We start from the raw sequence: 13,041 nt of genomic DNA, 5'->3' as shown, positions 1-13,041 counted from the left end.
TGGCATAGCTGGTTCCGCTTTACTCTTTTAGTCCTCCGTTTTTAAACAATTCAAAAGCAGTCTGGTAGTTGGCAATTGCCTGGTTTGCGAAAGCATCCGGGAATTTGGCCTTGTTTTGTTCGTTTTTAGCCTTGTTGTAAATATAATGCTCCATTTTATGTTGCGGACTCAGTACAACCATGCTATCATTGCGCATGTAAACAAGTTTTTGGTAAGTTCCCAAAACCACCCTCGGTTTATAAGATTCGTCTAAAACATTTTTGCTGAAAAATCCATTGGTGTATTTCCAGCCCAAAAGATGCCATAACGTGGCAAACAAATCAATTTGCGAGGTCATTTTACTGATGTTTAAAGCGGGCTGATTTTTTAAGTTCAAAATCATGCAGGGTATCTGGTATTTTGAAATGTCGATTTCATTTTTACCCGCACTGCTGGCGCAATGGTCTGCCACGATAACAATTACCGTATTATTAAACCATGGTTTGCGCTTAATTTTTTTGATAAATTGCTCAATCGCGTAATCAGTATACCTAACAGCGGCCTCCCTTGTACCCGAAGGTATATTTATTTTATTCGCCGGGAAGGTGTAGGGCCTGTGGTTAGAGGTGGTCATGATGAAATTATTAAACAACTGGTGCGCCTTATATTTTGCATCAGCATCTTCAATCACCACATTAAAAATATCTTCATCACAAATACCCCAGGCATTTTCGAAGGTTACTTCCCCATCTTTAATAATTTTCCTACTTCCATCAAAAGTTTCGTTCAGCAGTTTTCGTCCTCTATCAACTATGTTGTAGCCATTGTTGCCAAAAAAGTGGTTCATGTTATCAAAATAGCCATCGCCGCCATAAAAGAAGGTGTTTACATAACCTTTCTTTTTAAAAACAGCACCTACAGAAAAGAGATGTTCGTTATCCATTCTCCTGACAATGCTGCTACCTGGTGTTGGCGGAATACAAAGTGTGAGCGCTTCCATACCGCGAACGGTCCGGGTACCGGTTGCATACATGTTACTAAAAAAAACGCTGTTGTCTGCAGTTGAATCCAAAAAAGGCGTTAAATTTTCTTTATTTCCGTAGTGCGCTAAAAAGTCAGCGCTCAGGCTTTCTACGGTAATTGTAATCACATTTGGTTTAAGCTCCTGCTTATCATTAGCCACAAATCTTTTTATGGATAAGCCGCTGCTTAAAAATTTAGCATTTGCTTCTGCAAGCTCTTTTCGCATTAAATTAAATGCTTCTTTATCATCGATAAGGTTGTAGAAGTCTTTATAATTTAACTCATTATTTTTGAAGGCGGCAAAAAAGGAATAAATGCCTGCTTTACTTAATTCGTTTGCGTAGCGGTTATTTCCATGTTCGGCCCAGCTGTTTTTGACTATAAAACAAAAGGTTAGTGAAATTGCGATAAGTGTTGATGAAAAAATAATCCTTTGCTTAAAGGGAACGGTACTTTCAAACGTTTTTTTAAAAATTTTTAACTTATAAAAGAGCAATGTTATGGCTAAGGCAATAAGTAAAACTGCGGAGATTAGTAATGGCAATGGATACGATTCGTTAATGTTATGAATAACTTCGTACGTATAAATAAGGTAGTCTACAGCAATAAAATTGAACCTGCTTTCAAATTCCTGCCAGAAAGTTAACTCAGCAAAAAAAGAAAAAAGGGTTATGACCAGAAAGAAAAACAGTACGGCAGGGGTAAAAAACCTGTTCCATTTTTTTTGGTATTTTTTGGTCGGTATTAATAAAAGAAACAAGCTGTACAGCGTTACCAGCATGAGGCTCGTTCCCAAATCGTAAAATAAGCCCAACACAAATATTTTTAGGGTTTCGCCCAGAGAAAATGCTACATGCTGAGCCGAGGCGTTAAAAAGTGCAATTCGAATTAAAAAGGAAAAAGTAAGGAAGTAGATTATAAAAGCGTAAAGAACAGCGTATCTGCCCTTAAGTAAATTCATCATTTTTTTTGATTTTTTGCAATTTACATTTGTAATCTGAAGAAATACTGAAGTTGCCTGCGGTGCAAAAAAAGACAAAAAAAAAGCGACTAGAATTTAGTCGCTTTTATGGGAAGATTGATTAATCTTATTTTATTAATGCTACGGTTTGATTAATGCTGGCTTCGCCTGAGCTCATGTTGGTTTTTAAAGCCGCGAACCTGTCTATCGTTAATTTTGGTGTCTTTCCCATCACAATTGTATGGTTGTCTGTAGCGCCGCTCAATTTTAAATCTGAATAATCTTCAATTACGGTGTAAAGTCCTTCTGTGGTAGAATTGATTTCTGCCTGCGCATTACCTCTTAAAAAAACCTGTAAATATTTAGTCCTGATTTTTCCGTTTGTTTTTACAACTGCGTTATCTGAGGCATCGATTCTGAAAATATCGGCAACGTACACCGTGATTTTTACCAAATCCTTATCGGATGATGAGATTTTTAAAATATTTCCTTCCTGCATAATTTTCGCTTTACCCGTGTTGTCATCAGTATAGCTCACACCTTCTTTTGCGCCCTGAATGAGCGTAACTTCTACATTGCCTTTGATAACAATTCGTTTATAGTTGCTTGCTGAGTTTACAGAGGTAGTTGGTTTTTTCTCTCCGGCATTTGCATCTGCTGCAAAAATTGAAGATGTTAAAACGATTGCGGTTAATGATGTTGCGATTAATGTTTTGATTGAGGTTTTCATAATGCTTTATTTAAAATGATTTATTTATCGGTTTATGTTTTTTATGTTATTGTTTGTTGATAAGACGCCAGGTGGGGAAAAACGTTGCAGCCAGAACGGCCCTTTTATACGAGAATCAAAGACTAATCGACCAACGCCACGAATTTCCGGACGAACAGCATCGGCGCCAGACATAAAAAATGAAACACTATGTTATGGAACTGTTCTTTTTCTTATATTTAAAAAGAATTAAACGTGTGAATTTTTATGAAGAAAAAGGTTGTTCTAGTTCAGGATAACAAGGATATTCTGGATATTATGGACCAGGTATTGGACGAGGAAGGATTTGATGTAACAGCTTCACTATCAACAGATCCTATTAAAAATATTGATAAAATTGATCCTGATGTTGTGGTAATAGACGACAATATTAAAGGAACTAAGAAAGGTTCAAAGGTAATCCAGGAATTGAAATCGGAACCTGAAACAGAAGATATTTCTGCCATTCTAACCTCTACATCTGATAAGTTACCCCAAATTGCAGAAGAAAGTAAAGCCGACGATTTTATTCAAAAACCGTTCGACTTAGATCATATGATCGATGTGATAAAGAAAAATGCTTAGCTCTTCTCGATCGCAGGCTTAAAGGTATCGGTTTTAACTACTGCCTTAAGTTCATGCAAAATGGTATAAAGACCGAAATTAGTTCGGTTTACATAAATGAAGTGCTTTACACCGCGGGCCTGCTTAAACTCGGGCATTTTTGAAATTTTTTCGCCGTAAGCATATAACTTTTCGAAAAATTCATTCTTGCTGAAATCAAAAACAGGGTTGATGTAAGGCTTTGCGAAAAGTTCAATCATCTCCTTATAAGATTTATAGTAAAATTCCACCTGACTTTCAGTGTCATCTTTGTGAATCATATCCAGCTTACGAAATGCTTCGATTGTTTTTTGCTTGTCGCGAATCACATCTGAGGAAATCAACGAGAAAAAAGGATAATAAAAATCATCGGGCATTTCTTTTATACAGCCAAAATCTATAACGCCAAGTTTTTCATCTGGCGTAATCATGAAGTTACCAGGGTGCGGATCTGCATGAACGGCTCTTAATTCATGCTGCTGAAAATTGTAAAAATCCCACAGCGCCTGTCCGATTTTATTTCTAAGTTCCTGTGACGGATTGGTTTGTAAAAACTCTTTCAAGTGTAAACCTTCAATCCAATCCATGGAAATAATCCGTTTGCCGGAAAGTTCCGGATAGTATTTTGGGAAAACTACATTATCCAGGTTTGAACACGCTTCTGAGAATTCAATAGAACGCTTAACCTCCAGTATATAATCAGTTTCTTCCAGCAAACGCTCTTCAACTTCTTTAATATAGATGTTCAGTTCTTTTTCAGACATGCCCAATAATCGGAAAGCAAAAGGCTTAACAAGCCTCAAATCTGACGATATGCTATCACCAACGCCGGGATACTGAATCTTTACGGCCAGTTTTTTGCCGTTTAAAGTGGCCTGATGTACCTGCCCGATTGATGCAGCATTGGTTGAATTTATATTGAAGCTGTCATAAATTTTATCAGGTGTTTTGCCGAAGTTTTTTGTAAAAGTTCTTACAATTAACGGCCCTGATAGCGGAGGTGCATTGTATTGTGATTGCGTAAACTTATCCACGTATGATTTTGGAAGTATGTTTTTATCCATACTTAACATTTGCGCTATTTTTAAGGCACTACCTTTTAACTCGCTCAGTGATTTATAAATATCTGTGGCATTGTCTTCATTAAGCTGCTCTCTATCCAACTCAGGATTAAAAAGTTTTTTAGAATAATGCTTAATGTAATTTCCACCGATTTGGAAGCCTGTTTTAACAAATTTAGCTGAACGCTCTACTTTAGTTACCGGAATACTGTTTTGTTCTTTCATCAATTAAAACCCCATACGCTCTTTAAACTGCCCGTTTCTACTTAGAAATTTTCCGTACTCAAATAAATTGTCGATAGGAGAGTGTTGAAACAAATCAAAAGTTACATTAATCCCTTTTTCGATGGCCTCATCCGTTTTTTCGAAACCGTCACTATCATCATTTATCCAAAAATTAAGAATAAATGCAAATTGAATCCATAAAGCATCCTTATACCTTTTGCTTAGAAAGCGACGCTCGGCAAGTTCACCATTTTCTAAACCTTCATTGATGATTTCTTCTGCAAAGTTTTCAAAAATTGGTTTAACCCCGGCCAGTACATTTGGCGTAGAGAACTTCCCTTTATAATTCTTTAAGCTATAAATTATGAAGCTGCGCTGGTTTTTTAAATTTTCTGCGTAGCTGTAGAAAAAGGAAAGCATTTTTTCTCTTGAGGAATACTGAAGCCAAACTTCCTGCTGCTTAATGGTATTGATTGTTTCGAACGTTAACTCAAACCAGATGTTCTTTTCTATGCTTTCAAAAGAAGCATAAAACTGGTAAAAATCTGCTTCGGTTATTTTAAGTTTTTTGGTGAAACTGTAAACCGATTTAGGTTTTTCATTGTTTGTTAAAACATAATCAAGATAAGCAGTACGAATTTGTTGAGCAGTTGCCATATAGCTGTTTTTTACAATGATAACGTTAATATCATATCCTTGTTTTTCTAAGCAGTAATTTGTTAATCATGTTAATGTAATAATCACTTTCAAAATATTTGAAAGTTGGTTTTCTGGCTAAAATCTATAGTTATTTAGTTTTATCAACTGCCTTATAAAACTAAAAAAATTAGTATAATTATAAGTTATTTAACGAAACTGACATGATTGAACTTAATGATATGCTCTATGGGAAAATGGAATTTTCGGCGGTTTTTGCGGCACTCCTGGAAACAGATGCGCTGAAAAGGTTGGCGGGTATTCATCAGAGCGGTGCAATATTTCTGGTTAATCCAGACATCTGTCATACCCGGTTGGAGCATGCAATTGGCGTTGCCATGCTGATCAAGAAACTTGGAGGTTCCGAACTCGAACAAATAGCGGGTTTGCTTCATGATGTGTCGCACACCGCGTTCTCTCACGTTGGCGATTATGTATTTGAAAATGCTGATGAAGATTTCCACGAGAAGGTATTTGCCGAGGTGTTATACAAATCTGAGATACCTGATGTTTTAAGGAAATATGGATATGACGTAAATGAGATTTTGTACGGGAAGTTCGAGATTTTAGAGCAGCCTTTGCCCTTGCTTTGTGCAGATAGGTTAGATTATACGTTAAGAGATGGCATTTACGCTGGGATTATCTCAAGGCAAAAAGCAAAAACTTTTTTAGCGGCGGTGGTACTTAATGAAGGGCGAATTGCAGTTAATAATCAGGCAGAGGTATTATGGATTAATGAAACCTTTATTAAGCTTAACGAAGAGTTTTTCAGGTTGCCGCTTTATTTATACGCGAATGGTAAAATGGCTGAACTGATTAAGGAATTAATTGTTAAGGGGGTATTAACCGAAGGTGATTTATTTAAAACTGATACGATGTTATTAAACAAGATAAGGAGTCACTCTTTTGGATACAGTGCCATAAAAGCTATAAAACAATTAAAAGGTGTTGGTGAATTTATCAGGCATGGAGCGGTGCCAAAAGTTAAGGCCAGGACTTTAAACGCCTTATTGGCTTAATAATTTTCCTGTTATTGCTTTTAGCTAATAATTATCTGATGGAAAACATTATCGTAATTGTAGATGTTTCTAGTTAAAATCCTGCACATGGAAACGTCTAAAAGCAAAATGAATAGGCCACAAAATAACCCGGAAACTAAATTAGATGATTGGAACGACCGGTTGGAAGAAAATCTTGAACCGGCGCATCACAATGATGTTGATGCAGATGAAAAGGCGAAACTATTTTCCGAAAAGTTTCAAAATGAAGAAGATGTGGATGATAAGACCGAATAGCTTATTGTAACTAAATTTAAAGCCTATCTTTCTTTTGGTTTGTCGGCATCAATTTAATTATGTGCCTGCAGATGATGTTTTACAACATTCAGATTTCTAACAATTAGTAGTAAATCATTTTCGGCAACAAAATAATTTTACATCAACCTGCTGTTTTATTACATCAAATGTAAATTCATTGATGAAAAAACGTTAATTTTTGCCTCTCGTCTTTTCTTCTATGTTCTTAAATAGTATATTGCCTTACTATTTAAGAAGAAATGCAAATTATCTCCGAATCAAATTAGTAGCTATGAAAAGGGCTGCTTTTTTAGTTTTTACTATACTATTATTCTCTCTAGCCAATAAAACCTTTGGACAAAATGTTTCCAACGAGGGAACTGACTTTTGGTCCGTGTTTCCTACACATGTGCCTAGCGGCGGTGCGTTGGCAAATCTTGCAGTATTTGTAACTTCTAAATCTGCATCAGAGGTTACGGTAAGTTGTGGCACATGGTCTGAAACTAAAGCGATTATTGCAAATACTGCAATCCGCTTTGATGTACCAAGAAGTAACGCCTATGTTGATTTGACCGAATCGAATACTAATCTTGTTAATAGAGGCATCCATATTAAAGTTAAAGATGGTATGCCAAAGGTTTCTGCGTATACACATATTTACGGTAACGCCAGGTCTGCCGCTTCATTGATTTTACCCTATGAAACGTTAGGCCAAACGTATTACTCCATGAATTACACTCAAAGTGCAAATGGGAATAATTTTCTGGCGATTGTTGCTGTAGAAGACAATACAACTGTTTTATTACATGAAAAAACCGGCGGCGTTAAAACAATTAAGCTGCTCAAAACAGGCGATGTTTATGAATATATCTCTGGTTCCGATGATTTGACTGGTGTTTTCGTCGAAACTGATCCATCAACATCCTCTTGTAAAAGATTTGCTGCTTTTTCAGGAACGTCGGTTATCTCGATTGCCTGCACCGGTTCACAAGATCCTTTGTTTCAACAATTATATCCAACGGTTAGCTGGGGGAGAAATTATGGGATCGTGCCTTTTGCGAAAAGAAAGTATATACTCAGGATTCTGGCTCAGGATGATAATACCAAGGTAACCTACAACGGACAAACTTACACCATAAACAAAGGGCAATTTATTGAGAGCGAACAGCTTACTGAATCTACTTTTGTTACGGCCGATAAGCTGATAAGTGTTGCTCAATATTCATTAACACAGGGATGTTCTTCGGCGGTAGGCGTACAAACAATCGGCGACCCGGAAATGGTTATGTTAAATCCAGTAGAGTTTAACATTAAAACGATAACCGTTTTTTCGTCAACGCTTCAAAATATTACCGAGAGATATATCAATGTGTTGATGTTAACTAGTAAATCTTCAACATTTAAGGTAGACGGCGTTGCGCCTGCAACACCGTGGCAACCGGTAATCGGCAATTCATTGTACTCTTTTAATCAGATTCCCGTAACAGGAACTTCAAATAATTCTACTTTTAAAAGCTTAACGTTAAATGCCGATGATGGATTTAATGCAATTGCCTACGGCTTTGGCCAGGCTGAATCTTACTCTTATTCTGCCGGGACGAACCTTTCCTCGAATAATTATTTAACTGTTATTAACGAAGCAAATAAAGAAGAAAGTCAGAATGGTTGCATTAATTCGAAGGCCAGTTTTAAGATAAATTTACCTTACAAACCCGATAAAATTACATGGACTTTAGATGCGGAACCGGCCATTGAAACGACGGATGCACCAGAAGTAAAAGTAATAAACGGGCAAACCTTTTACACCTACAAATACCCTGCTGATAAGATCTATTCTGTTGCCGGCGACCATAAGTTAAATGTAATTGCTCATGTTCCCAACAATGAAACCAGCTGCCAAAACGGCGATCTCGAAACCAATTATATTTTTACAATATATGATTTGCCGACTTCAAATTTCGATGTCGCGGCTAGTAGCTGTGCAAAGTCTGAAATTGCTTTTACAGACAAAAGCCTATCAAACTCCGTAGATTTCGCGGTAACGGGCTGGGCTTGGGATTTCGGCGATGGAACTACTTCCCCTGAGCAAAATCCTAAACACGCTTACGCAAAAGAGGGATCATATAAAGTGAGTTTAGCTGTTAAATCCGGAACTGGTTGCTATTCTGACCCGTTTATTAAATCGATTAAAATCAACCCGTTGCCGGTGTCAAACTTCACGGCATCACTAAATACCTGCATAAATACTGATTATGTAGTAGCGGACAACTCTACGATAAGCGTTGCGCAAAGTCCAAACACAATTGTAAACTGGAGTTGGGATTTTGGAGATGGAACCAAAATTGATAAATCTACAAAAGCGCCGTTCGCCTATCAATACAAAGCAACAGGAAGTTATACGGTTTCGTTAATAACGACTTCGGCAGAAGGTTGTGTAAGTGCTGCTTACACCCAAAATGTATTAGTGACTGATTTGCCGGTTGCCGATTTTACCACGCCGGCGGTTTGCTTTGCTGATGGTTTAGCGAAGTTTACAAATACATCCAAAAATATCAGCGGCAGCAGCAATGGCCTAACTTACGAATGGAATTTTGGCGACCCAAATTCGCCTGCTAACAAATCCACCGATATGGATGGAAAGCACACTTTTTCAGCAGCAGGCGATTATACCATCACACTCAAAATTAAAAATGAGAACGGTTGCGAAACTACAACTTCAAAAGTTTTTACGGTAAATGGCCAGGTTCGGGTTGCAGATTTCTCTATTCAGAATGAAAATAATTTATGCAGCAACAAGGATGTTGTAATAAACAATCTCTCTGTAGCGGTTTCCGGCTTAATTACTAAAATCGAAATTTATCAGGATTTTGCGGCGAATCCTAATCTGCCACCAATCATAATAAACTACCCCAAAGCAGATGATATCCACTTAACTTATCGTCCTTTTGGTGGTAACGCAAACCGGAATTTTACCATTCGCCTCGTTGCGTACTCTGGCGAAACTTGTTTCCTGGAAACATCAAAAGTTATTGAGCTTAAGCCTTCGCCAATATTGGAGTTCGCTGATATCCCGGCAGCCTGCCAAAATGATGGGTCAGTCGTTATTAATCAGGCTAGAGAAACTTCGCTGATTTCAGGAACGGGAACTTACTCGGGAGAAGGGGTAGACGCAGAGGGAAATTTCAATCCAAAGTCTGTAGATGTTGGTCAGCATTTAATTACGTACACTTTCGTTCCAACAAGTGGTTGCACGGAATCGATAACCAAAACCATAAACGTTTATAAATCTCCAACTGCAGATGCGGGGGCAACCCTCTACATTCTTGCCGGCGGTCAGGTTACCATCCCAGCAGTTGCAGAGGGTTCGATGTTAACTTATAAATGGTCGCCATCGCTCGGCCTTGATCATGATAATGTACTAAATCCGGTTGCATCGCCTGAAAAGGATACTAATTATCAACTTACTGCCACCACTAGTGATGGCTGTAGCGTAATTGTGCCGGTAACAGTGAAGGTTTTGCAAGCCTTGGTTCCGCCAAACTCCTTTACGCCAAATGGCGATGGTGTTAACGACCTTTGGACGGTAAAATATTTGGAAAGCTACCCAAAGGCTACGGTAGAAGTATTTAACAGAAACGGCATGCGGGTTTTCTTTAGTAATGGATATAAGACCCCATTCGATGGAAATTATCAAAATGAGCCCTTGCCTGTTGGCGTTTATTACTACCTTATCAATCCACGAAATGGCAGAAAAACAGTAACCGGACCCTTAACTATAATTCGATAAAATTGAAAAAATATACGATAATTTTCCTGACTTGTTTTGTTTGTTTTAAGTTGTCTGCTCAGCAGAAGCCGCAATACACGCAATACATATTCAATCAATATCTGCTTAACCCGGCACTATCGGGAATCGAAAATTATATTGATTTTAAGGCTGGTTTCAGGAAACAATGGTCGGGCATTACCGATGCGCCGCAAACTTCATTCGTATCAGCACATTGGGCGCTCGGCGACAACCACCTTTGGAGTAATGCTTTAACCTCGTTCCCCGAGCAAACCGGTGATCCAATGGATAGAAATTACACACAAAATTATACTTCATCGCCAGCGCATCATGGTATGGGTGTTACGGTTGTTCAGGATAAAGCAGGGCCTTTGTCGCGTTTGGACGCAAACCTGACTTATGCTTATCATTTGCAGCTTAGCAATTCCTTTAATTTATCGGTTGGCGCTGCTGCCGGTGTATCCAGCATTAAGCTTGATGTTAATGCATTAACTTTTCCTGATAGCCAAACCGATCCGGCGCTTTCTAATGCAATTGTGAGCCAGCTAAAGCCCGACTTGAGTATTGGCATCTGGTTATACGGGGCGAGGGTGTTCGCCGGTATTTCTGCACAACAGGTTTTAGGACAACGCCTAAACTTTACCAATTCAGATAATTACAATCTTGGGAAGGAGGTGCCACATTTCTTCGCAACAGCTGGTTATAAATTCTTTTTGGATGATCAGATTGCGGCAATTCCTTCTGTAATGGTTAAGTACGTACAGCCCTCGCCTGTTTCTTACGATCTGAATCTGAAGATAGCCTTTAAAGATAAGCTTTGGTTGGGCGGAAGCTACAGAAGAGATGACTCATTTGCTGCTATGGCCGGGTTCAACATTGGTAAAATGGTTAACCTTACTTATTCTTATGATTTTACCACGTCAGAATTAAACACGGTAAGCAACGGCAGTCATGAAATTGTTTTGGGGCTTTTGCTTAACAACATCTACAAAGTACCATCGTACATTAAAATGTGGTAGTAAAACAAACCAAAAAGCCTAAAGTTCCTTCCTCAACCGGGCTACCGGAATGTTCATTTGCTCACGGTATTTGGCAACAGTTCTCCGGGCAATGTTGTAACCACGGTCTTTCAAAATTTCAGTAAGCTTTTCATCAGCAAGTGGCTTACGTTTGTCTTCATTGCCGATACAATCTTCGAGTATTTTTTTAACCTCTTTGTTTGATACTTCCTCTCCGTTTTCAGTTTGAATTGCTTCAGAGAAAAAAGATTTTAATAAGAAGGTTCCAAATTCTGTTTGCACATATTTCGAATTTGCAACCCTGGAAACAGTCGAAATATCCATGTCTATTTTGTCAGCAATATCTTTCAAAATCATTGGGCGCATTTTACGCTCATCTGCTGTTAAAAAATATTCGTACTGGTAATGCATAATCGCATTCATGGTTTTTAACAGCGTTTGCTGCCTCTGTTTTATTGCATCTATAAACCATTTCGCAGAATCAAGCTTTTGTTTTACAAACTGCACGGCTTCCTTTAGCTTTTTATCTTTTGAAGATGCTTTATCGTAATGCTCGAACATTTCCTGATAAGAACGGCTAACTTTAAGTTCAGGCGCATTTTTAGAATTCAAAGTCAAAATTAACACACCATCATTATTGCTGATGTGGAAATCGGGAATGATTTGCATTTGTTTGGTGGTTACCTGATTGGCATCACCGGGTTTTGGGTTTAAACGAAGTATCTCATTTACAACTTCTTTTAATTCCTCACTGTCAAGGCCTAAGCTTTTCTCTAATTTATCGTAGTGTTTCCTTGTAAATTCGTCTAAATAATTTTCGACAACATTCATTGCTTTTACAATAATCGGGTTGCCTGCATCTTTCCTTTTCAGCTGTATTAATAAGCATTCTTTTAAATCTCTCGCCCCAATGCCCGGAGGGTCGAAACTCTGGATTAGTCTTAACATTTCTAATACATCCTCTTCCTCAACCATAACGTTCTGCGAAAAGGCTAAATCATCAATCATAGAGCTTAGCGGCCGGCGTAGGTAGCCATCATCGTCTAAACTGCCAATAATTTGTTTTCCAATGATAAAATCCTGGTCGGAGAGTGGAATTAAGTCTAATTGCTCTTGTAAACTTTCAAAAAAAGTGCTTTCTATAGCGATGGGTGTTTCCTTCTTTTCTTCATCATCATCACCATTGTTATAGCTGGTGCTGTAATCATTCGTATTATCGTCCTGAAGATAATCATCTACATTAAACTCATCCATGCTGGTATCTTCTGATGATTTCTCATAATCGTCAGGACCATCATTTAAGTCATCGTATTCACCTTTTGGCTCATCTGCTGTCATTAAACTTGGATCTTCCAACGCCGGATTTTCTTCAAGTTCTTCTTTTACCCTTGTGTCTAAAGCAACTGTTGGCACCTGCAACAATTTGATAAACTGTATTTGTTGCGGAGATAATTTCTGTAATAATTTTTGTTGTAGGTGTTGCTTTAACATATTTTATATAAAAGGGTAGGGCAAAAATAAACAAATCATATCAGATATTTTCGACAATCGGTAGCAATGGTTTGTATAATTTGGCGAAATTATTTCGACAAACGTTTGTTTGGAACGTAATGTTTGCTAAATTCGTTAGAAACCATTCTAAAC

The 13,041-nt window shown here is 37.9% G+C and carries 10 protein-coding genes; 5 read left to right on the top strand and 5 right to left on the bottom strand.

Annotated elements, in window-relative coordinates:
* Positions 1-19 precede the first annotated feature (19 nt).
* Both ASG14_RS07330 and ASG14_RS07325 read right to left on the bottom strand, forming a co-directional pair.
* Positions 20-1,966 carry an LTA synthase family protein gene (locus tag ASG14_RS07330; protein WP_056870451.1) on the bottom strand — a complete coding sequence of 649 codons (1,947 nt, stop codon included), beginning with the start codon at positions 1,964-1,966 and terminating at the stop codon, positions 20-22.
* 124 nt (positions 1,967-2,090) lie between these two features.
* Positions 2,091-2,693: a GIN domain-containing protein gene (locus tag ASG14_RS07325; RefSeq protein WP_056870425.1), complete on the bottom strand. Its 603-nt coding sequence runs from the start codon at positions 2,691-2,693 to the stop codon at positions 2,091-2,093.
* Positions 2,694-2,939: 246 nt separating this feature from the next.
* Here ASG14_RS07325 and ASG14_RS07320 point away from each other — a divergent pair, with 246 nt between their 5' ends.
* Positions 2,940-3,296 carry a two-component system response regulator gene (locus ASG14_RS07320; RefSeq protein WP_056870424.1) on the top strand — a complete coding sequence of 119 codons (357 nt, stop codon included), beginning with the start codon at positions 2,940-2,942 and terminating at the stop codon, positions 3,294-3,296.
* On the opposite strand, the gene ASG14_RS07315 is transcribed toward ASG14_RS07320, so the two are convergent.
* Both ASG14_RS07315 and ASG14_RS07310 read right to left on the bottom strand, forming a co-directional pair.
* Positions 3,293-4,600 carry an AarF/ABC1/UbiB kinase family protein gene (locus ASG14_RS07315; protein WP_056870423.1) on the bottom strand — a complete coding sequence of 436 codons (1,308 nt, stop codon included), beginning with the start codon at positions 4,598-4,600 and terminating at the stop codon, positions 3,293-3,295. The two genes, ASG14_RS07320 and ASG14_RS07315, sit on opposite strands and share 4 nt — an antisense overlap.
* 3 nt (positions 4,601-4,603) lie before the next feature.
* Positions 4,604-5,257, bottom strand: a complete 654-nt coding sequence (locus ASG14_RS07310) for a TetR family transcriptional regulator C-terminal domain-containing protein (protein ID WP_056870422.1) — start codon at positions 5,255-5,257, stop codon at positions 4,604-4,606.
* 203 nt (positions 5,258-5,460) lie between these two features.
* Between ASG14_RS07310 and ASG14_RS07305 the strand changes: the two genes are divergently transcribed.
* From ASG14_RS07305 to ASG14_RS07290, 4 genes are all read left to right on the top strand, one after another.
* Positions 5,461-6,315, top strand: coding sequence for an HD domain-containing protein (locus ASG14_RS07305; protein WP_056870421.1), 855 nt, complete (start codon positions 5,461-5,463; stop codon positions 6,313-6,315).
* 87 nt (positions 6,316-6,402) lie between these two features.
* A complete protein-coding gene (locus ASG14_RS07300; RefSeq protein WP_056870420.1) occupies positions 6,403-6,591 on the top strand; it encodes a hypothetical protein in 189 nt (62 codons plus the stop codon).
* A 292-nt stretch (positions 6,592-6,883) separates the two neighbouring features.
* Positions 6,884-10,378 carry a PKD domain-containing protein gene (locus ASG14_RS07295; protein WP_162238715.1) on the top strand — a complete coding sequence of 1,165 codons (3,495 nt, stop codon included), beginning with the start codon at positions 6,884-6,886 and terminating at the stop codon, positions 10,376-10,378.
* Between the two features lie 2 nt (positions 10,379-10,380).
* The gene (locus tag ASG14_RS07290; RefSeq protein ID WP_056870418.1) at positions 10,381-11,397 is read left to right on the top strand and encodes a type IX secretion system membrane protein PorP/SprF; all 1,017 of its coding nucleotides are present in this window, start codon (positions 10,381-10,383) and stop codon (positions 11,395-11,397) included.
* A gap of 18 nt (positions 11,398-11,415) precedes the next feature.
* Here the strand turns inward: ASG14_RS07290 and rpoN are convergent, their stop codons facing one another.
* Positions 11,416-12,888, bottom strand: coding sequence for an RNA polymerase factor sigma-54 (gene rpoN, locus ASG14_RS07285; protein WP_056870417.1), 1,473 nt, complete (start codon positions 12,886-12,888; stop codon positions 11,416-11,418).
* Positions 12,889-13,041 lie beyond the last annotated feature (153 nt).

This window comes from Pedobacter sp. Leaf194, from assembly GCF_001423945.1.
In the GTDB taxonomy this organism is placed as follows: domain Bacteria; phylum Bacteroidota; class Bacteroidia; order Sphingobacteriales; family Sphingobacteriaceae; genus Pedobacter.
This window is presented reverse-complemented; position numbering and strand designations above follow the sequence as displayed.

Excerpts from the sequence above, each read along its gene's own strand:
- ASG14_RS07320 (WP_056870424.1), top strand. The coding sequence starts at position 2,940 with ATGAAGAAAAAGGTTGTTCTAGTTCAGGATAACAAGGATATTCTGGAT.
- ASG14_RS07295 (WP_162238715.1), top strand. The coding sequence starts at position 6,884 with ATGAAAAGGGCTGCTTTTTTAGTTTTTACTATACTATTATTCTCTCTA.
- ASG14_RS07305 (WP_056870421.1), top strand. The coding sequence starts at position 5,461 with ATGATTGAACTTAATGATATGCTCTATGGGAAAATGGAATTTTCGGCG.
- ASG14_RS07310 (WP_056870422.1), bottom strand. The coding sequence starts at position 5,257 with ATGGCAACTGCTCAACAAATTCGTACTGCTTATCTTGATTATGTTTTA.
- ASG14_RS07325 (WP_056870425.1), bottom strand. The coding sequence starts at position 2,693 with ATGAAAACCTCAATCAAAACATTAATCGCAACATCATTAACCGCAATC.
- ASG14_RS07315 (WP_056870423.1), bottom strand. The coding sequence starts at position 4,600 with ATGAAAGAACAAAACAGTATTCCGGTAACTAAAGTAGAGCGTTCAGCT.
- rpoN (WP_056870417.1), bottom strand. The coding sequence starts at position 12,888 with ATGTTAAAGCAACACCTACAACAAAAATTATTACAGAAATTATCTCCG.
- ASG14_RS07330 (WP_056870451.1), bottom strand. The coding sequence starts at position 1,966 with ATGATGAATTTACTTAAGGGCAGATACGCTGTTCTTTACGCTTTTATA.
- ASG14_RS07300 (WP_056870420.1), top strand. The coding sequence starts at position 6,403 with ATGGAAACGTCTAAAAGCAAAATGAATAGGCCACAAAATAACCCGGAA.